The sequence below is a fragment of the Xenorhabdus sp. TS4 genome (assembly GCF_014467265.1).
GTDB classification, from domain to species: Bacteria; Pseudomonadota; Gammaproteobacteria; order Enterobacterales; family Enterobacteriaceae; genus Xenorhabdus; species Xenorhabdus ehlersii.
On the sequence record NZ_NKHQ01000014.1, the window covers coordinates 24,141 to 44,085 of the forward strand.

General features: G+C 45.6%; 18 protein-coding genes. 10 read left to right on the forward strand and 8 right to left on the reverse strand.

Annotated features, from left to right (window positions below; translation table 11 throughout):
* Positions 1-5 precede the first annotated feature (5 nt).
* From nit1 to mreB, 7 genes are all read right to left on the reverse strand, one after another.
* Positions 6-854, reverse strand: coding sequence for a deaminated glutathione amidase (nit1, locus tag Xets_RS28500; protein WP_099130845.1), 849 nt, complete (start codon positions 852-854; stop codon positions 6-8).
* Complete coding sequence (yhdP, locus tag Xets_RS28505) at positions 851-4,663, reverse strand: AsmA2 domain-containing protein YhdP (RefSeq protein ID WP_187651326.1); 3,813 nt, start codon at positions 4,661-4,663, stop codon at positions 851-853. Before yhdP ends, nit1 begins: the two co-directional genes overlap by 4 nt.
* A gap of 86 nt (positions 4,664-4,749) precedes the next feature.
* Positions 4,750-6,219, reverse strand: coding sequence for a ribonuclease G (gene rng, locus Xets_RS28510; protein WP_099130847.1), 1,470 nt, complete (start codon positions 6,217-6,219; stop codon positions 4,750-4,752).
* Positions 6,216-6,803 (reverse strand): nucleoside triphosphate pyrophosphatase, encoded by a 588-nt coding sequence (locus tag Xets_RS28515; protein ID WP_099130848.1) that lies wholly within the window; start codon positions 6,801-6,803, stop codon positions 6,216-6,218. Before Xets_RS28515 ends, rng begins: the two co-directional genes overlap by 4 nt.
* Positions 6,804-6,881: 78 nt before the next feature.
* Positions 6,882-7,370 carry a rod shape-determining protein MreD gene (gene mreD / locus Xets_RS28520; protein WP_099130849.1) on the reverse strand — a complete coding sequence of 163 codons (489 nt, stop codon included), beginning with the start codon at positions 7,368-7,370 and terminating at the stop codon, positions 6,882-6,884.
* Entirely contained in the window at positions 7,367-8,368 is a 1,002-nt protein-coding gene (gene mreC / locus Xets_RS28525) for a rod shape-determining protein MreC (RefSeq protein WP_099130850.1), read from the reverse strand. Before mreC ends, mreD begins: the two co-directional genes overlap by 4 nt.
* A 108-nt stretch (positions 8,369-8,476) precedes the next feature.
* Positions 8,477-9,520 (reverse strand): rod shape-determining protein MreB, encoded by a 1,044-nt coding sequence (gene mreB / locus Xets_RS28530; RefSeq protein WP_010847922.1) that lies wholly within the window; start codon positions 9,518-9,520, stop codon positions 8,477-8,479.
* Positions 9,521-9,982: 462 nt separating this feature from the next.
* Between mreB and Xets_RS28535 the strand changes: the two genes are divergently transcribed.
* The 9 genes from Xets_RS28535 to fis all read left to right on the forward strand — a co-directional run bounded on the left by Xets_RS28535 (position 9,983) and on the right by fis (position 17,672).
* Entirely contained in the window at positions 9,983-10,957 is a 975-nt protein-coding gene (locus tag Xets_RS28535) for an MDR family oxidoreductase (protein WP_099130851.1), read from the forward strand.
* A gap of 155 nt (positions 10,958-11,112) precedes the next feature.
* Entirely contained in the window at positions 11,113-11,565 is a 453-nt protein-coding gene (gene aroQ / locus Xets_RS28540) for a type II 3-dehydroquinate dehydratase (RefSeq protein ID WP_099130852.1), read from the forward strand.
* Positions 11,566-11,592: 27 nt separating this feature from the next.
* Positions 11,593-12,051 (forward strand): acetyl-CoA carboxylase biotin carboxyl carrier protein, encoded by a 459-nt coding sequence (gene accB, locus Xets_RS28545; RefSeq protein ID WP_099130853.1) that lies wholly within the window; start codon positions 11,593-11,595, stop codon positions 12,049-12,051.
* A gap of 13 nt (positions 12,052-12,064) precedes the next feature.
* Positions 12,065-13,414, forward strand: coding sequence for an acetyl-CoA carboxylase biotin carboxylase subunit (gene accC / locus Xets_RS28550; RefSeq protein ID WP_099130854.1), 1,350 nt, complete (start codon positions 12,065-12,067; stop codon positions 13,412-13,414).
* Positions 13,415-13,514: 100 nt separating this feature from the next.
* Complete coding sequence (locus Xets_RS28555; protein ID WP_099130855.1) at positions 13,515-13,757, forward strand: YhdT family protein; 243 nt, start codon at positions 13,515-13,517, stop codon at positions 13,755-13,757.
* Entirely contained in the window at positions 13,747-15,192 is a 1,446-nt protein-coding gene (gene panF, locus Xets_RS28560) for a sodium/pantothenate symporter (RefSeq protein ID WP_099130856.1), read from the forward strand. Before Xets_RS28555 ends, panF begins: the two co-directional genes overlap by 11 nt.
* A 26-nt stretch (positions 15,193-15,218) precedes the next feature.
* Positions 15,219-16,100, forward strand: a complete 882-nt coding sequence (gene prmA, locus Xets_RS28565; RefSeq protein ID WP_099130857.1) for a 50S ribosomal protein L11 methyltransferase — start codon at positions 15,219-15,221, stop codon at positions 16,098-16,100.
* Between the two features lie 284 nt (positions 16,101-16,384).
* A complete protein-coding gene (dusB, locus tag Xets_RS28570) occupies positions 16,385-17,368 on the forward strand; it encodes a tRNA dihydrouridine synthase DusB (RefSeq protein WP_099130858.1) in 984 nt (327 codons plus the stop codon).
* Between the two features lie 7 nt (positions 17,369-17,375).
* Positions 17,376-17,672 (forward strand): DNA-binding transcriptional regulator Fis, encoded by a 297-nt coding sequence (fis, locus tag Xets_RS28575; RefSeq protein ID WP_010847912.1) that lies wholly within the window; start codon positions 17,376-17,378, stop codon positions 17,670-17,672.
* Positions 17,673-18,006: 334 nt separating this feature from the next.
* Here fis and Xets_RS28580 read toward each other — a convergent pair whose 3' ends face one another.
* Complete coding sequence (locus tag Xets_RS28580) at positions 18,007-18,264, reverse strand: helix-turn-helix transcriptional regulator (RefSeq protein WP_187651325.1); 258 nt, start codon at positions 18,262-18,264, stop codon at positions 18,007-18,009.
* Positions 18,265-18,807: 543 nt separating this feature from the next.
* Here Xets_RS28580 and Xets_RS28585 point away from each other — a divergent pair.
* Positions 18,808-19,716 (forward strand): HNH endonuclease, encoded by a 909-nt coding sequence (locus Xets_RS28585; RefSeq protein ID WP_187651324.1) that lies wholly within the window; start codon positions 18,808-18,810, stop codon positions 19,714-19,716.
* Positions 19,717-19,945 lie beyond the last annotated feature (229 nt).

The window sequence follows — 19,945 nt, forward strand, 5'->3', positions numbered from 1 at the left end:
TTATCTTAATTTGTATTCTTTTTTATCAAAGAAGTCAGTTGTGGACGGAAGCGATTGTGTTTCACCACTTTTATCTGCTCACGCATGTGAGCCAAACTATCCCGACGGATATTAAGCTGTAATGCGCTGACAGTCAGAGGATTTTTCTTGATAATTTCGCCCCAGCCATTTACCGCCATTGTGTGTCCCCATGTCCTGCGAGTACCATGCACACCAACCTGTGCCGGTGCCAAAATAATACATTGATTCTCGATAGCACGGGCTCTCAGCAAGGGTTCCCAATGCGCCTTACCCGTCAAGCGGGTGAAAGCAGCAGGGACGGAGATAAGCTCTGCGCCCTGTTCACGCAATGCCTGAAAAAGTCCAGGAAAACGCAGATCATAACAGATAGTCATCCCCAGGCGACCAACAGGTGTATCAACAACAGTTATATGTTCCCCACGCTGGTAAATCGTGGATTCATTATAGGCACCGTGTTCATCGTTGATATTGACATCAAACATGTGGATTTTGTCGTAACGTGCCTGGATTTCGCCTTGATCATCAAACAGCAAACTACTGCTAGTGATACGAGTGGGATCTTCCCGACTGATCAACGGCATAGAGCCAATCAACAGCCAAACACCGTAACGTTGTGCTATTTCACTCACCGCCTGTTGCAATGGTCCACTACCCTGCGTTTCTGCATGTGCGCGGTAGGTATCGGCATCAGCGAATAACAGCGCATTTTCTGGTGTTAGAACCAGTTTTACTGTCTCTGGTAATTGCTTAATCTGCTGTTCAATTTGCGCTAAATTGTGTTTGACATTCGTTCCACTGCATAATTGTAAAAGTGCAACATTGGCGTTTTTCATGGCCCTTTATTCTCCTTAAGCTGACGTATAACTTCATCAATTTTAGGCTGTTCGAGGCTGCCCGTTAACCGATAGCGAATCACCGATATCTTGCTCCAAAGGGGCCTCAGTACTTTTGTTGCGGCAAAAATTGCCGCGCCAGCCACAGGATTGACGGCAAAGGCCGTTGCGACTCCCACCGTTGTCGAAATTTCTGGCGTAATGACCAGTGCCATATTGATCTGGCGATGAACTAAATCTGTCCGCCCTGTAGCATTGATGTCCGCTGCCAATCCATCAATAAGAAAGTTATCGGTATACACGACCCCATTTTTTACCGTTGCGTCACCACGAATGGAATCAAAGTTGAAATCATCACTGAATGTGTCACTAAAATCCAACTGTAATTTACGCAACAACGCATCAAAACTGATAAGTCTGAATAATTGCCCAGCCCTGCCACCGCCCAATTTGGCGATGGCACCTTTTTTCATGTCTCCAATCAGCGTGCCGTTCAGCGTTTTGAGATCTGGCTGCCACGGGACATTTTGCCATTTCAAATTGAAATCAAATTTGAAAGGCGCATCCACAATCGGAACGATAAAGCCCAAATAAGCGGCCATATCATCGAATTTTTCTCCCGATAACTGTCCCTTGATATGGCTATAACTGCCGGTATGGTTTTCATACCAACGCCCAGATAATGTCAGATTTCCAGCACTGTTTTCCATTTGCCCATTGGTCAAAATCAGAGAATCGCCTTCTGGCCTGATCGATCCAGATACTTTGCCGAGTTTTAATCCAGCAACCCAGCACTCTGCGCATTTGACATCCAATGCAGGCCAATTGTTCAAAGCATAATGGGGCACTGGCACCTTATCTGACATTAGCCTTTTGTCATCAACCGACAAATCTGTCGCAAACAGAGGATCGTAATAAAGATAATTGATTGATGCCCGCATCGGTTTATGCTTTTCAATCAGAAGGTTGCCATTAATCTCTTTCCCCTGTGCATTCACGGTTACTTCACCGTTTTGTTGCATAACATTGAATGTGAGTTGATTCCAACGCTGTCCGGCAAGATCCAATGCAGGCAATGAAATTGCAAATAAGCTTGGCCACAGCGAACCATTATCTTTCGAGGGCTTCCAATGCAGAAGTTCAAGCAGCGCCAATAACTTTTCACCATCAATGGCAGGCAAGTTTAAGGCCAACAATGATTTTTTCGGCAGAGCAGGAATACCCATATTATCGGTCTGCAAAATACCTCGCTGCAATTTGGCATGAGCTTCTTCCAGCCTCCACTGGGTATTGAAAGCATATCGCTTGCCCATTAATCCTTTGATCTGGAGTTGGTTCATATCACCTTCAGCATGGAGATTAATCTTATTCCATTCCCGCAGAGATTTTGTGTCCAATATGGGTAATTTACTGTACAAATGTGACAAATCTGCATTAACTGCAATACGATATTTAACATCACTCTTTGTCTCACCAGAAGGTAGAGTTACATTGACGTCCCCCTGCCAATTCAGCGTTCCAGATAGTTGGTTGCGAATCTCCGTCGGAAGTTCCGGTAATGTCTTCGCCGCCCAATGTGAATCCAGTTTCACATCAACCTGATAATGTTTTGGTAAATCCTGGGTAGAAAACTTCAGAGACAAGGGATTTCCTAGCCAATTAGCAGATAATGTCTCACTTTTTAAGTTACCATTGTCAAAGCGAAATTTGCCATTGAGATGCGCCATTTCGCTATTTAATGGTTTGATGAACAGATGGGTATCTTTCAGCACCACTTCTCCGCTTGCCACAACTTTCCCATGCTGCAAGGGAATATCCATATGGAGTTTTCCATCCACCCTGCCATTAAGTTGTAAGTTATCTAGTGCGCTGCCAATCGTATCTGCCATCGGGCTGTGGTTGAAATAATCGTGGATACTCTTTCCGTCTCCAGAGAGTGCCGCATCAATAAACAGCTTGTGCTTACCGTAATCTGGGATCACTGCTGAGACGTCAGTCGCCTCCACTTTTCCCAAATGCGTTTTCGGTGCCAGCATCCACAATCCGTTATTCTGGAAATTCAGATCGATATTCAAATCAAACAAAGCCGGCCAATCGGGTTGATATTGAAAGGTGGCATGGCGCAGCGGTACAAATACCTGAAATTGACCATTGTTCTGTCTAAACGGGAAATCATGAGGATCACCCTGAAAAATCAGGGTCGCATTATCGACCTTTCCCTTAATCAAGGAAGCGGTCAAATAGTTTGTCAGAGATTCCCCCATCAGTGGCGTGGGGAAATAACGCCATGCTTCACCCAGGTCATTGGCGCGAATTCCCGCTAACATGGCCAAAACAGGTGGTTTGTTGTGAGGTTTTAGGTAATGGAAATTTCCATTGAGCCACAGCGACTTGGCCTGCAAATCCAACCCCTGACTCCAGACTTTCATGCCATTTTGATCATTTTCCCAAGATACCTGCCCTTCGCTGCTGGTAATCTCAAGCGGAGCCTGAAACATATTGCCATAATCAATGGTGCTGTTTTTCAGTGCAAGATTGAGCTTTCCCCGCTGCTTATTTCCCTCTAACCTGCCACTGAAATGGTTAATTGAAGGCAGTTCCTTCCAACGTAACCAGCTTACATCCCGCCATTTCAGGCGAATTCCCATATCATCGGGAAGCGCTGGTGTGATATCGAGAGCAAAATCGTCAATCACCCCCTTCGGCTGCCGATGCTGCCAATCCTTAACAATATCCGGTGTCACAAAAGAGAGTATCGGTAATATCCCGTTTAAATATTCAAGCTGGATATTTTCAGCACGAATACGCCAGTGATCATTACCCTGATATTGCTGTGACTGCTTAACATACAGTGTCGCGAGCTTCCCTTCAGGCCACTGTTGCTCGTCAGTTTTCAGGCGTGCCAGATTTGGGACTTCAAACAACCACCCTTCACCCTGGCGACGCATTTGCACAAGGAAGTCATGCACGTCAAGCTGATGTTTTTCATTTTCGACATGCCAATTAGCTCCACCGTGCCTAAACTGCAAACGTCCACTATCAACTCGCCCATTCTGCAAGGTAATCCAACTGGCTAAACTGAAATGGGCATTATCCAACCCTGTGTTATCCCTCAACCAATGGCTTAACCACAGTCGCATGTCGATGTCATCGGCCTGCAAATAAATTGTGCCATTATCCAGAACCCCATCACTATCTTTCAGGTCAAGCTTCACCTGAACAATACCTTCTTGCCCATTGATCGAAGAGAGGCTTACGCTGCCTTGTGCCCGATGGCGATTATCTTTATTCAACCAGGTTAGCTGCGGTAATAGCAAATCCGCTTTTTCACCCGATGGCGTCAAAAAGGTCAATCGGCTGTCATGCAAATCAAAATGATTGAATTGTTCAAGAAACAAGGCAGAGAGGCTATCCGGCTGAGAAAACCTGTTTTCGCCCTCTGCTCCAAACAGAGACTTATCGTAATTTACCTGAAGCTGGTAAAAGGACAGATCACGAAAATGCCAGCGCCGTTGTAACAGTGAACGCCAGACATCCAAAGAAAGTATGACCTTTTTAGCATGAATATCGGCATCTGCCGTTTTCGCGCTGATATCACGGATTTCCAGACTAGGACCAAAAGGTTCCCAATGACCTTTTATGTAACCAATATTGACAGGAATGTTTGTCACGTCAGCAATTTTTTCGACTAATTGCTGACGATATTCATTGATGTGTGGCAGGAAGAAACGCAACCCGCTGACAAGCAAAGCCACAATGATAATGACTATTGCGGCTGTCGCTAATAGTATCCCCGGCAGTCGCTTCACGCATTTCTCCTTGGTTGCCAGCGCTATTTCTTTGCAAACCGTCTTCTACAGACTACAGATAAGCCCTCACAAACTAACGGCTTGTATTACATCATAATGACGTCAAATTGCTCCTGGCTGTAACGCTGTTCTGTCTGCACTTTGACCTGTTTACCCACAAAAATTTCCACCTCGGCCAATGCGTGAGACTCATCCCCTTTCAGGGATTCACTTACGGCTGGAGAGGCATAAACCAGAAAACGATCAGCATTAATTGCGCGATTGACCCGAACAATTTCACGCAAGATTTCATAACAGACGGTTTCGACGGATTTTACCGTTCCACGTCCCTGACAGGTTGGACAATTATCACACAAGATATGTTCGATACTTTCCCGTGTACGCTTGCGCGTCATCTCAACCAAACCCAATTGTGAAAAACCATTGATGGTGGTTTTCACCCTATCTTTGTTTAATGCCTGTTCCAGGGAAGCTAATACACGGCGACGGTGTTCTTCATTACCCATATCAATAAAATCAATGATAATGATACCGCCCAAATTACGGAGCCTTAATTGTCGGGCGATCGCCTGTGTTGCTTCAATATTAGTATTAAAGATAGTCTCTTCTAAATTGCGATGCCCAACAAAAGCACCGGTATTAATATCAATTGTTGTCATGGCTTCTGTCTGATCAATGATCAGATAGCCACCAGACTTTAATTCCACCTTACGTTCCAGCGCCCGTTGAATTTCATTTTCCACATCGTACAGATCAAATATCGGTTGATTTCCCTGATAATGTTCCAGTTTAGCGTTCATTTCAGGAATATATTCATCAATAAATTCCTGCAATTGGAGAAATGTTTGGCGGGAATCGACCCGGATGCGATCAAGGGAAGCACCAACAAAATCACGTAAAACACGCTGCGCCAGCGCTAATTCACCATAGACCTTGTTTTTGGTGATATTGCGTTTCTTACGTTCAATCACTTTACTCCACAGGCGCTTCAAAAATTCGGCATCCTGTGCCAGTTCTTCTTTTCCCACGCCTTCAGCGGCCGTGCGGATAATAAAACCCCCATACTCATCACAGTACCCCATGACGATGCTTTTTAGGCGCTCACGTTCTTCTTCACTCTCTATGCGCTGTGAAACACCAACATGCGATGCGCCAGGCATAAACACCAAATAACGTGACGGTAAAGTAATATCCGTTGTCAAACGGGCACCTTTTGTCCCCAGAGGATCTTTCACTACCTGAACAAGTAAATCCTGCCCCTGACGCACCAATTCAGCAATGTCCCTGACATGGAAATTCTTCCGCTCTTCGCCGGCAATACACTCAGTATGAGGCACGATATCCGAAGCATGCAAAAAAGCCGCTTTTTCCAGCCCAATATCGACAAAAGCCGCTTGCATACCCGGTAAAACCCGGCTCACACGCCCTTTGTAAATGTTTCCGACAATGCCCCTTTTGGCTTCCCGCTCAATATGAATTTCTTGTAAGATACCGCCATCAATATAAGCAACCCGCGTTTCGGATGGTGTTATATTGACTAATAACTCTGCTGTCATGAATAGTCCTTCCCATCAGCTAACGCTAAAAATCGTGTGATTAATTCATACGTTTCCACCAGTGGTAAGCCGACAACAGCGTGGTAACTGCCATTAATTTTTCTGACAAAACAACCGCCTTTACCTTGAATGCCATAAGCACCGGCTTTATCCATTGGCTCCCCAGTTGCAATATATTCCTGTATTTCCCGTTGGGACAACTGGCGGAATATCACATCTGTAATGACTATCTCACTCAAGGTATGTTGATTGTTCGATAAAGCAACAGCCGTCATGACCTGATGGCACTGACCAGACAAACTGTTAAGCATTTCCACAGCGTGTTGCTGATTTCGCGGTTTTTCCAAAATTCGGTTGTTCAATACAACAAGGGTATCAGCCCCCAGAACGGGGTAATCGTGTGATGCAATGGCTACACCAGCCTGTGCTTTCTCTCTGGCTAATCGAGTAACATATTGCTGAGGAGACTCTCCTTCACGCCATTTTTCTTCGACCTGAGGTGCCAGGATTTCAAAATTAAAATCCAATAATTCCACCAGCTCATGCCGTCTTGGGGAGCCAGAAGCTAAATAAATGGTTTTCATCGCGAATAATCCTTAGGAGTCTATCCCATCAGCTATTTTTTGTTATATACCTTTGCTTTTTAAATACACAAACCCACTTTAACGGACTGAAAATTGACGACGGATTTTCCGCATTAATAAGAATAGCCAAGGCCAGAGAATACCATTGACCACCCCATTCCAGAATACTTCTGGATGAAAGAGTGTCTTGAGTAACAGGGTATGGATCAGAAAAACGCAGAGGTTCATCAATGTCGAAAGTCCGACCACAACCAGAGCTTGCTGCCAAAGCGCCATATTGCGGATAAGCTGGAATTTGAATGCGACCAGAAAACTGATAATGCTAAATGCCAGAGCATATGCTCCCAAAATACTTCCGTGCAACAGATCAGTAATAATCCCCAAGACAAAGCCAGTACCAACGCTGACACGATGGGGAAGCGCAAGCAACCAATAAACTAAACACAGCATCAGTAAGGTTGGCCGAAACATAAAAAACTGCTCCGGCCACGGCATAATTTGTAGCACTATTGCAATCAGGAAAGATAACCAAATAACCCAGAGTCCTTGGCTATGGTATTGACTCATTGACGATTTCCTGTAGCTGGTAATGTCGGTTTTTCCGCTGACACTTCTGCCGATTTTGGTGCCAGCAACTGCGGCGACTCATTTGATGGATTTGGCAACACTTGCGGTAACATCTGCATCAAACGCTCATTGGCAGCGCGGTATACTTCCGAAGGTGGCAATGGTTCAGAGGGATCGTTATCAACTCCCCACAATAGGAGTAAATAGCGCAAGCGCCGCAGTTCAGCCAATGGACGGGCACGAATTACCGCATGAGCCCGCTGGTTATCAATTTTGACAGAAGAGACTACAGCCACAGGATAACCTTCAGGAAAACGCCCTCCCAACCCCGATGTCACCAATACATCACCTACGCGAATGTCTGTATCACTTGGTAAAGGTTCCAGCAGGAGATCATCCGTACACCCTGCTCCACCCGCGATAACACGAGTGTCATTACGCAGTACCTGCACAGGAATTGCATGAGAGGGATCGCAAATCAACAATATCCGGCTGCTCAACTGGCTCACGGCAGTTACTTGACCCACGACACCTCGATCACTGATAACCGGCTGCCCTTCGTACACGCCATCCTTCGCCCCTTTATCAATGACAATTTGATCGCGGTATGGGTCCATCCCCCCGGAAATCACCTGCGATACCATCATATGTTCATCATGACGCAGCGGCGATCCCAGCAATTCACGTAAACGGGAATTTTCTTGTTTCAGTTGCCCCAACAGCAGCAATTTGCTGTCCTGTAAACGCAATTCATTACGCAGGGTTCTATTTTCCAGCTCCAGATGATTGCGGCTAACAAAAGATTCTGAGATGCTGTCCAAAAACTGACGCGGCCCGTTGGCAAGAAAATAAAAAGGACTCACAGCCGTATCCATGTAGCTACGGACTTTATTGAAAATACCAAGGCGACTGTCTACCACCATCAAAATAATGGCAATAATGATAGCAAAAAAGAGTCGTAGTTGCAGAGAAGGCCCTCTGCTAAAAATCGGCTTCATAAATGGCGTATTGTCGAGCTGTGTTGTCTCATAAATGATAAAACTCCGGCACAATCAGCAAGGAGGCCCCAATAAAACACGTCCACCTCCCAGCTCGCAGAATGACTTTTAGTCTTCGCTGAACAGATCGCCACCATGCATGTCGATCATCTCCAGTGCCTTGCCACCACCACGGGCAACACAGGTCAGTGGATCTTCAGCAACAATGACAGGAATACCGGTTTCTTCCATCAGCAGACGATCAAGATTACGCAGCAAAGCACCACCGCCAGTCAACACCATGCCTCGTTCAGAAATATCGGAGGCCAATTCTGGTGGGCACTGTTCCAGAGCGACCATCACTGCACTCACAATACCCGTTAATGGTTCTTGCAGAGCTTCAAGAATTTCATTGGAATTCAAAGTAAAGCTGCGCGGTACACCTTCGGCCAGGTTACGACCACGCACTTCGATTTCACGTACTTCATCCGTTGGATAGGCAGAACCAATTTCATGTTTGATGCGCTCTGCCGTTGCTTCCCCAATCAGGGAACCATAATTGCGGCGAACATAGTTAATGATGGCTTCATCAAAACGGTCACCACCAATACGTACAGAAGAAGAATAAACAACCCCATTAAGGGAAATAACAGCAACTTCAGTGGTTCCCCCACCAATATCAACGACCATTGAACCCGTTGCTTCGGAAACCGGCAAACCAGCACCGATAGCAGCCGCCATAGGTTCTTCAATTAAAAATACCTCCCGCGCTCCTGCACTTTGGGCGGATTCACGGATAGCACGACGCTCAACTTGCGTCGCACCCACAGGCACACAAACCAACACGCGCGGACTTGGACGCATGAAACTGTTATTGTGAACCTGCTTGATAAAATGCTGTAGCATCTTTTCGGTAACATAAAAATCAGCAATGACCCCATCCTTCATGGGACGGATAGCGGCAATATTACCCGGAGTACGTCCCAGCATCTGTTTTGCTTCCAGCCCTACTGCTGCAACGCTTTTTGGTGAACCGGCTCTGTCCTGGCGAATAGCAACAACAGAAGGTTGATCCAATACTATTCCTTGGCCTTTGACATAAATAAGGGTATTGGCAGTACCCAAGTCAATGGACAAATCGTTGGAAAACATGCCACGAAATTTCTTTAACATAACGAAAGGATAATCCTGCAAGCTGGGGACGGAGATTGTCCGTCTACTCTACCAACCACATGAAGCAGCGACAAGGCGCATAATTAACTACTTTTACTACTTCAATAAAAGTGGCCACGTTATTCACATCAGAAATACGATATTCTACGTTACTTTTCTCTAACGGAGCAGAAAAAAACTGCATAAAAATGGGTTAATTCAGCGAATACACCAAAAAACAACATGACAAAGAAAGTCCCAAGATGAAATAGTTCATTAATTATAAAAACAATAGATGAATTTGGTGAAATATCACAACATTGTTGCCCTCCCATTTCAGTACATCAGGTTTTATCTATATAGGTTTTATCTATATTGTAGTAACGCAAAATTGTAATGATGCAAAATTGTGGTAATACCAGAATCGTGGTAATGCTAAACAGGTAATAATGTCAGATAGATACCTATCAAGAGAGGATAATCATGAAAGCTTTATTACTGGAACAACACGAAACATTATCTGCATCTATTCAAGATATTGATGTATCTCAATTACCATCGGGTAATGTGGTCGTTGATATCCATTGGTCAACACTCAATTACAAAGATGCCCTTGCCATCACCGGCAAAGGGAAAATTATCCGCCAATTTCCGATGGTGCCAGGGATCGATTTTTCTGGTGTTGTCCATCATTCCGAAGATCCCCGTTTTCACGTCGGACAACATGTTTTGCTGACTGGCTGGGGTGTGGGAGAAACGCACTGGGGTGGGCTGGCAGAACAAGCGAGAGTCTCTGGTGAATGGCTAACACCCTTACCGCACGCATTAAGTATCCGACAAGCAATGATCATCGGCACAGCGGGTTTTACTGCCATGTTATGTGTCATGGCGTTAGAACAAGGGGGCATCACACCAGAAAGCGGAGAAATCGCCGTGACGGGAGCCAGTGGTGGTGTTGGCAGTACGGCGATCACCTTACTGTCACAACTGGGTTATTCCGTCACTGCAATTAGCAGCAAACCCGACAGTCAAGATTACCTGATCTCGCTGGGAGCGAAAGCGGTATTGCCCGCCAGTGACTTCAACCAGCCATCACGTCCATTAGAAAAACAGCGCTGGGCCGGTGTGATAGACACCGTTGGTGGCACAGTATTGGCTACCTTGCTGGCACAAATGCGTTACAACGGTACAGTAGCCGCCTGTGGCATGGCAAGTGACAGTCAACTACTCACCAGCGTAATGCCGTTTATTCTGCGTAATGTTCGTTTACAGGGTGTGGAATCTGTCACTGTTCCTGCTTTGAAACGTCCTGCCATTTGGCAGCGTTTGCAAGCGCTACTACCAGATTCCTTTTATCAGCAAGCAGCTAATGAAATTACATTAGACCAGGTGCTCGAACACGCCAATAAGTTGATAAACAATCAAATTACGGGCAGAACGGTCGTGAAAGTGCGCTGATAAGACCAGTATTTAGCTGCTAAATGCCACGATATGTTTATAATGTCGGGCTTTATCGTCAAATTTACAATTCTAGCTATCAGAAAGAGATGACAAACCGTTGACATCGAGTTATCTTGGTCGATTGTTGACAGATTGCCGGAGATACCCGCACAATGGCAGACAAGTTTCGCATTTTACTCTTGAATGGCCCTAACCTGAACCTGTTGGGAACACGAGAGCCAGAGACCTACGGCAAGTTAACGCTTGATGACATCGTTAACAAACTGTCACAAGAAGCTCAGCAATCGGGGGCTGAATTATCCCATCTGCAATCCAACGCAGAATCTGAACTGATTGAGAGAATTCATTCTGCACGGGGCAATACAGATTTTATTTTAATCAACCCTGCGGCATACACGCATACCAGCGTGGCATTGCGCGACGCACTTCTGGCGGTAGGTATCCCATTTATTGAGATTCACCTTTCCAACGTGCATGCCCGCGAACCATTCCGCCATCACTCATATCTTTCAGATATTGCAGTCGGCGTCATCTGCGGATTGGGGGCGAATGGTTATAGTTTCGCATTACAGGCAGCGGTCAACCGCTTGTCAACATCCAACTAATTGACTTAAAAGTACGGAACCACACTCATGGATATTCGTAAGATAAAAAAATTGATCGAGCTGGTTGAAGAATCTGGCATTTCTGAACTGGAAATTTCTGAAGGTGAGGAGTCAGTACGCATCAGCCGGGCAACAACAGCCACGACAATACCTGTGACTCAGCAATATATTTCTGCTCCTTTTCAACAGCCAGTACAGGCCGCTGCACCAGTAGCAGCGCCAGTCGCCGCTGACAAACCTGCTGAAATCAGCGGTCACACGGTTCGCTCTCCGATGGTTGGTACGTTCTACCGTTCCCCAAGCCCAGATGCGAAACCTTTCATTGAAGTCGGCCAACATGTTAATCAGGGTGAAACCCTGTGCATCGTTGAAGCGATGAAAATGATGAACCAGATCGAAGCTGACAAAACTGGCGTAGTGAAAGCGATTTTGGTTCAAGACGGTCAACCTGTTGAATTCGACGAGCCACTGGTCGTCATCGAATAACGAGGCGCACCCCATGCTTGAAAAAATTGTCATTGCTAACCGCGGTGAAATTGCACTGCGTATCCTGAGAGCCTGTAAGGAACTAGGGATCAAAACCGTAGCTGTGCACTCTGCGGCAGATCGTGACCTGAAGCACGTCCTGCTGGCGGATGAAACCGTCTGCATCGGTCCGGCCGCCTCAGCAAAAAGTTACCTGAATATTCCTGCCATTATCTCTGCGGCGGAAATCACTTGCGCACAGGCAATCCATCCGGGTTATGGCTTCCTGTCTGAAAACGCCGACTTTGCCGAGCAGGTCGAGCGTTCTGGCTTTATTTTCATTGGCCCGAAAGCGGACACCATCCGTTTGATGGGGGATAAGGTTTCCGCTATCAACGCCATGAAAAAAGCGGGCGTACCTTGCGTTCCTGGCTCTGATGGCCCATTGGGTGACGATGCCGAGAAAAACAAAACCATTGCAAATCGCATCGGTTATCCGGTGATCATCAAGGCATCGGGTGGTGGTGGCGGTCGTGGTATGCGCGTCGTACGCAGCGACAAAGATCTGGAACAATCCATCGCCATGACCCGTGCAGAAGCCAAGGCAGCTTTCAACAACGACATGGTATATATGGAGAAATTCCTTGAAAACCCACGTCACGTTGAAATTCAGGTCTTAGCTGATGGTCAGGGCAATGCGCTCTATCTGGCTGAACGTGACTGCTCCATGCAGCGCCGCCACCAGAAAGTGGTGGAAGAAGCGCCAGCTCCCGGTATTCCACCAGAACTGCGCCGCAGCATTGGTGAACGTTGTGCCAATGCCTGTATCGAAATAGGCTATCGCGGAGCGGGTACATTTGAGTTCCTGTACGAAAACGGCGAATTCTACTTTATTGAAATGAATACCCGTATTCAGGTTGAACATCCAGTGACTGAAATGATCACTGGCGTTGACTTGATTAAGGAACAGCTGCGTATCGCCTCTGGTTTGCCACTGTCCATCAAACAAGAAGATGTCGAAATCAAAGGTCATGCGATCGAATGCCGTATCAATGCAGAAGATCCGAAAACCTTCCTGCCAAGTCCGGGCAAGATCACCCATTTCCACTCACCAGGTGGATTTGGTGTGCGTTGGGAATCCCACATCTATGCGGGATATACCGTACCGCCTTACTATGACTCCATGATCGGTAAGCTGATCACTTACGGCGAAACCCGTGAAGAGGCAATTGCACGTATGAAGAACGCACTGGCCGAATTGATCATTGATGGCATCAAGACCAATATCGATCTACAACTGGCAATTATGAATGACGAGAACTTCCAGAAAGGCGGAACCAATATCCACTATCTGGAAAAGAAATTGGGCTTACATGATAAGTAAGGTTTCTTTGACGCTTATTTAGCGTTTGTTGCTTTGAATAAAATCCCATCTTTTATAGGTGGGATTTTTTATAGTTCCATGTAAATTACCCGGAGAACAGATGGACGGACGATTTGTTCAATCCCACAAAGAAGCACGTTGGGCAGTATTCCTGACGCTAGCTTATCTTGTTGGTTGGCTACTGTGTGCGTATTTACCCAGTGATGCCATTGGCTTAACTGGACTACCTCGCTGGTTTGAACTGGCTTGCCTGCTGCTACCTGCCTTATTTATCATCCTTTGCTACTTGATGGTGAAATTTATATTCAAAGATATTCCACTGGAGGATAGTGATGCAAAGTGAAGTCATTCTGCCTCTCGTGGGATATCTGGCATTAGTGTTCATACTCTCAATCTATGCTTATCGCCGCCGACAAACAGGTGAATTCCTCAGTGAGTATTTTCTTGGCAACCGCTCAATGGGGGGATTTGTACTGGCAATGACCATTACCGCAACCTATATCAGTGCCAGTTCCTTTATTGGTGGCCCTGGCGCCGCTTATAAGTATGGTATCGGTTGGGTGTTATTATCACTGATCCAATTGCCCGCGATATGGCTCTCGCTTAGCGTACTGGGGAAAAAATTTGCTATCCTAGCCCGCCGTTACAATGCAGTCACCCTCAATGACATGCTATATGCACGCTATCAGAGCCGCTTTCTGGTCTGGTTTGCCAGTATAAGCTTGCTGGTCGCCTTTATCGGGGCCATGACAGTACAATTCATTGGCGGTGCTCGTTTACTGGAAACAGCCGCCGGTATCCCTTACGATACGGGATTATTGATTTTTGGCGTTTCCATTGCCCTCTACACCGCATTTGGCGGTTTTAGGGCCAGTGTCCTCAATGATGCCTTACAAGGATTGGTGATGCTGCTGGGAACGGCGTTATTACTGGCAGGCATTATCTATAAAGCTGGCGGATTATCAGCAGCAGTGACGACACTGCGCACTATTGACCCAAACCTGGTTTCTCCTTATGGCGTCGATAATATCCTCACAGGGCCATTTATGGCGTCTTTCTGGGTACTGGTTTGCTTTGGTGTCGTTGGGCTGCCACACACCGCAGTGCGCTGTATCTCTTATAAAGACAGTAAGGCCGTTCACCGTGGTATTGTGCTTGGCACGATCGTGATGGCATTCCTGATGTTCGGTATGCACCTTGCCGGTGCCCTTGGCCGAGCCATCATTCCTGATCTGACGATCCCCGATCAAGTGATCCCAACCTTAATGATCACGGTACTGCCTCCTGTTGCTGCCGGCATTTTTCTGGCTGCACCAATGGCTGCGATTATGTCCACCATCAATGCCCAACTGCTACAATCTTCGGCCACTATCGTCAAAGATCTCTATTTAAACCTGTTTCCACACCAGATCAGCCAGGAGAAAAAACTGTCACGCATCTCCAGTTATTCCACTCTATTTCTAGGGGCATTACTGCTGCTGGCAGCCTGGCGCCCACCAGAGATGATTATCTGGCTGAACTTGCTGGCATTTGGTGGACTGCAAGCCGTTTTCCTCTGGCCACTGGTTCTGGGATTATATTGGGAAAAAGCCAATGCCCAAGGAGCGATCAGCTCAATGCTGACAGGGGCAGCAAGTTATACTTTGCTGGCAACTTTCAACATTCAGCTTCTTGGTTTTCATCCTATCGTGCCATCGCTATTACTGAGTTTACTGGCATTTTGGATAGGAAATAAATTCGGCGTGGCTTGCTCTAAACGATTACATTTCACACAATAACGTGATTTACAAAACGAGAATTTTTTATGCCTTGGATACAATTAAGATTAAACACCACGGGACAACAAGCGGAAGCGTTAGGCGATGAGCTTATGGAAAGTGGCGCAGTATCAGTCACCTTTCAGGATAGCCATGATACGCCTATTTTTGAGCCTCTGCCGGGCGAGACGCGTTTATGGGGTGATACCGATGTTATCGGCCTGTATGACGCTGAAATGGATATGAAAGCGGTTGTTAGCCAATTGGAACAACTTCCACAACTAGGCAAAGGTTTTATTCACAAAATTGAACAACTGGAAGATAAAGATTGGGAGCGAGAATGGATGGATAACTTCCACCCTATGCGCTTCGGTAAACGTCTGTGGATCTGCCCTAGCTGGCGCGAAGTGCCCGAACCAGACGCCGTTAATGTTATGCTTGACCCTGGTCTGGCCTTCGGGACAGGTACTCACCCAACTACCTCCCTTTGCCTGCAATGGCTGGATGGCCTTGACCTGACAGGTAAAACCGTAATCGATTTTGGTTGTGGCTCAGGCATATTGGCTATCGCAGCCCTGAAACTAGGCGCGAAACACGCCATCGGTATTGATATTGACCCACAAGCTATTCAAGCCAGCCGGGATAACGCCGAACGCAACGGTGTATCTGACCAATTAACCCTCTACCTGTCTAAAGATCAACCTAAAGACTTCGAATGCGATATCGTGATTGCCAATATTCTGGCGGGTCCTCTGCGCGAACTTGCCCCTGTCATCGGCTCACTGCCTAAATCTGGTGGATTATTGGGCTTGTCCGGTGTTCTGGCCAGTCAGGCTGAAGGGGTAGCCCAAGCCTATGACAATGAATTCATTATCGATCCAATAGCTGAACAAGAAGAATGGTGTCGCATCACAGGGATTAAAAAATAATCAACCAATGCCTATTGAAAAGCGAGATTATCCACTAAAATGATCACCCAGGAGGTCAATTAGTGGTAATCCGCTCTCTTTATGATTAGAAATATCAGTAATAACAAATTTCAGCAATAACATGTAACCATCTGTTATTTAACAGTAATTAACCAAATTTAAAAAAATCAACTGGAAAAAATCCGTTATAAATGTCGATTCGCTCAAAGTTTGGCCTTTCATATCTTGTGAAAAATGCGTAATATACGCGCCCTTAGTCACAGTTGACCACTCTTTCTTCGTCTATGCGTATCGGACAATACCAGTTGAAAAACTGTCTTATTGCAGCCCCTATGGCAGGCATAACAGATCGCCCATTTCGATCTCTTTGCTACCAGATGGGAGCAGGAATGACAGTCTCAGAAATGCTTTCTTCCAATCCCCAGGTTTGGAAGACGGATAAATCTCGGCTGCGTATGGTTCATAGCGATGAACCCGGAGTGCGTTCTGTACAAATAGCCGGCAGTGATCCCGATGAAATGGCGGCGGCAGCGAAAATTAACGTCGCTAATGGCGCTCAGATCATCGATATCAATATGGGGTGCCCAGCTAAGAAGGTGAATCGTAAGCTGGCAGGCTCTGCATTACTGCGTTATCCAGAACTGGTTGAAAAAATCCTTTCTGCGGTAGTCAATGCAGTTGATGTGCCTGTCACTTTGAAGATCCGCACAGGATGGTCACCGGAAGAACGTAACTGTGTAGAAATTGCCCAATTGGCCGAACGTTGTGGTATTCAGGCTCTTACGATACATGGCAGGACACGAGCTTGCCTGTTTAATGGTGAGGCCGAGTACGACAATATTCGGACAGTTAAGCAGACTGTTGCCATTCCAATTATTGCCAATGGCGACATTACTGACCCGCTAAAAGCCAGAGCAGTGCTTGAATACACCGGGGCTGATGCCCTGATGATAGGCCGTGCTGCTCAGGGAAGACCCTGGATCTTTCGGGAAATCCAGCATTATCTGGAAACAGGAGAATTGCTGCCACCGATGCCTCTTGGCGAAGTGCAGTGCTTCATGAGCGAGCATGTACGAGAACTGCATGATTTTTACGGTCAAGGCAAAGGAGTTCGTATTGCACGCAAGCATGTATCTTGGTATCTCAAGGAACATGCCCCTGATGACCAGTTTCGGCGCACATTCAACGCCATAGAGGATGCCAGCGAACAGCTGGAGGCGTTGAAGGCATACTTCGAAAATTTTTGCGTAAATAAAGAAAAGAGCTGACAGAACTATGTTCGAACAACGCGTAAATTCTGATGTACTAACCGTTGCTACTGTAAATTCACAAGATCAGGTAACTCAAAAACCTCTGCGTGATTCAGTTAAACAAGCACTGAAGAACTATTTTGCTCAACTGAACGGTCAAGATGTTAATGACCTGTATGAGCTGGTACTGGCTGAAGTAGAACAGCCACTGTTGGACATGGTGATGCAATACACCCGTGGCAACCAGACTCGCGCAGCGCTGATGATGGGAATCAACCGTGGTACTCTGCGTAAGAAACTGAAAAAATACGGCATGAACTGATCCTAGTCTTAGATCATGTTGTTATAAAAGCACTTTCTCTTTTAGGGGAAGTGCTTTTTTTGTTTTTGTTTATACAAATGTTTATACATGGTTCACTGAACGAATCTATAAGCGCTGTATAAGATGAGAACATCAATAATGTTGATATGAAGCGCTATTGGTGAAACTCGTTGCTAGTGATTAGGTCAGTACATTTGACTCGGGCAACCTTGTGAAGAAATTTCGATGGGTTTCGTCAAAAGTTATTGGAGTGTCAGAAGAGAATGTTATTACAGTGAGAAGATACCCCGTTACAGCTATCTTCCCGATGACTTTCAAATGGAACTGATTATTTTTATGATTTATCCCGAACCTTGCGCTCAATAAGCTGCCCGTACATATCAAAATACCGACTAGGCCAGATTTCAGAGGGATGTATTTCGAGATAGTTAGCAATTATCCATTCGCCTTTAGGCCACGGTCTGCTGAGCGTATTTGCTAGTGTAGATGAACTGAGGCCAGATTCACGAGAAACAGCCGCTAAGGTTGTACCGCGTTTACGTAATGCAGCGATGATATCAGCTTGATGCCAGTCGTTTTTGGTATTGAACATTCCTGCTATCCCTTCCATTAATTAATATTGATGGTGGCGATTCAAGACAGGGTTCGCAGTACCGGGAGTCATCGTCCGGCGAGACCGAAGCCTCCCCTGTCTGAACCGCCATTGAAAGGACGATAGCAGACACACTGGTAGAAAATTCCTACCAGTGGATGACTCTTTACAAGGCTGCGAAACCTTGACCATCGGATTTTGCCAATGGCGGGGCTACTTTAACTGATTGGTTTATCGGACTCAATAAGCGAATCAGTATAAACACTTAACTTTTTGCGTTATGTTCTGTCCGGATGAGATCTGATACCCTTGCTACTCTGGATTCAAGCAAATATGACAGTCAGCTCAGTGCCATTATGAGAAATTGTGATGAAACTTGTAGAGAAGTGAATGAGAAAAAAGCAACCCTATTACTTTTTCATATCCAAATATTTATTTAATGTAGAATTACATAACCAAGTTAGGTTAGGAGATTGTTTTATTACAATTTCGCTGTCACTACAAAAATACATATGTTACCAACGTTAAAGGCATGGAGGCCGTGTGCCAGTATCAGAGAAGTTAAAAAAAGTGATTTGGTCTAAAGCTGCAGGTAAGTGCTCTATTTGCAGAGAAGACTTATTGCTAAATGATGAAGCCAAAGAACTGACCCATTTAGTTGGCGAAGTTGCACATATAGTTGCAGAAAAAAAAGACGGCCCACGAGGAATATCCGATCTTACCCTATCAGCAAGAAATTCTGAAAGAAACTTGCTTCTGCTCTGTCTTATGCATCACAAGGTAATTGATGATAACCCAAGTTCTTACCCTGTTGATAGATTACTAGAAATAAAAAAATCACATGAAAATTGGATTTCTGAAAATCTGGCCAGTAATCCTGTATGGGATACCAAGCTCCACCAGATGTATTACATAAACGTACCACGACTTTCTTTGTTATGTTCTAGATATGGGTATTCGCTAGATCTTTCGCGCTATGGCCGAATTAAAGCATTACATGAGTTAGGCTGGGAGCTAAATGGCCTAATGGGTGGCTTTAGTAAACTTTTAAGCATGGTGGAATTAAAAGCTGTGCCAATTGAGACTGCACTCACGCAGCCTTCCCTTATAAAAGGAATGTACATAAGTTTTGACCGCCGTTTCAGGACAAAAAACATACACATGCCCAACTGCTTATCCGATTACACAACAATATTTAAAAGCGACTTGAAAAAAGATCCCCATATTTACACTAAGATTGGAGACTACAAAGTGGTTGCTTTTATTGATAAGCGTTGGGTGACTACTAGCACTGCATTCTGCCAGTTTCGCCCTAGCTCTGGCCAAAATGATTTTGCAGGCATTGCATTCGTTAATAGCGTAGATATAACAGCAAAGATAGTAAATATTACTCCATATGTGGTTGGCATGCCGAGCAACGAATTTATCGAAGCTTTCTATGCAAGACTCTAACAAAGAGTAGCTAGAGACAAGTATTCGATTCGCTCTAATTCTCACAAAGCACGAGTTAAAGCCCACCTATCTCTCAGTAAGACTGCCATAAATAAACATCCCCGCCACAATCAGCGGGGTATTAATATGAAATCATCCGCTTCGCATCGTTCAGCTTAATTTTATGCGTCGCAAGCGACGGGTAATTAAACCCTCGAGATTAAATCTCCCTCATTATAGGAGATTGGTT

What these genes read in the sequence shown, in the direction of transcription:
- fis (WP_010847912.1), top strand. Translation starts at nt 17,376, where the DNA reads ATGTTCGAACAACGCGTAAATTCTGATGTACTAACCGTTGCTACTGTA.
- mreD (WP_099130849.1), bottom strand. Translation starts at nt 7,370, where the DNA reads ATGAGTCAATACCATAGCCAAGGACTCTGGGTTATTTGGTTATCTTTC.
- rng (WP_099130847.1), bottom strand. Translation starts at nt 6,219, where the DNA reads ATGACAGCAGAGTTATTAGTCAATATAACACCATCCGAAACGCGGGTT.
- Xets_RS28535 (WP_099130851.1), top strand. Translation starts at nt 9,983, where the DNA reads ATGAAAGCTTTATTACTGGAACAACACGAAACATTATCTGCATCTATT.
- panF (WP_099130856.1), top strand. Translation starts at nt 13,747, where the DNA reads ATGCAAAGTGAAGTCATTCTGCCTCTCGTGGGATATCTGGCATTAGTG.
- prmA (WP_099130857.1), top strand. Translation starts at nt 15,219, where the DNA reads ATGCCTTGGATACAATTAAGATTAAACACCACGGGACAACAAGCGGAA.
- dusB (WP_099130858.1), top strand. Translation starts at nt 16,385, where the DNA reads ATGCGTATCGGACAATACCAGTTGAAAAACTGTCTTATTGCAGCCCCT.
- mreB (WP_010847922.1), bottom strand. Translation starts at nt 9,520, where the DNA reads ATGTTAAAGAAATTTCGTGGCATGTTTTCCAACGATTTGTCCATTGAC.
- accB (WP_099130853.1), top strand. Translation starts at nt 11,593, where the DNA reads ATGGATATTCGTAAGATAAAAAAATTGATCGAGCTGGTTGAAGAATCT.
- nit1 (WP_099130845.1), bottom strand. Translation starts at nt 854, where the DNA reads ATGAAAAACGCCAATGTTGCACTTTTACAATTATGCAGTGGAACGAAT.
- Xets_RS28515 (WP_099130848.1), bottom strand. Translation starts at nt 6,803, where the DNA reads ATGAAAACCATTTATTTAGCTTCTGGCTCCCCAAGACGGCATGAGCTG.
- Xets_RS28555 (WP_099130855.1), top strand. Translation starts at nt 13,515, where the DNA reads ATGGACGGACGATTTGTTCAATCCCACAAAGAAGCACGTTGGGCAGTA.
- Xets_RS28580 (WP_187651325.1), bottom strand. Translation starts at nt 18,264, where the DNA reads ATGTTCAATACCAAAAACGACTGGCATCAAGCTGATATCATCGCTGCA.
- aroQ (WP_099130852.1), top strand. Translation starts at nt 11,113, where the DNA reads ATGGCAGACAAGTTTCGCATTTTACTCTTGAATGGCCCTAACCTGAAC.
- mreC (WP_099130850.1), bottom strand. Translation starts at nt 8,368, where the DNA reads ATGAAGCCGATTTTTAGCAGAGGGCCTTCTCTGCAACTACGACTCTTT.
- accC (WP_099130854.1), top strand. Translation starts at nt 12,065, where the DNA reads ATGCTTGAAAAAATTGTCATTGCTAACCGCGGTGAAATTGCACTGCGT.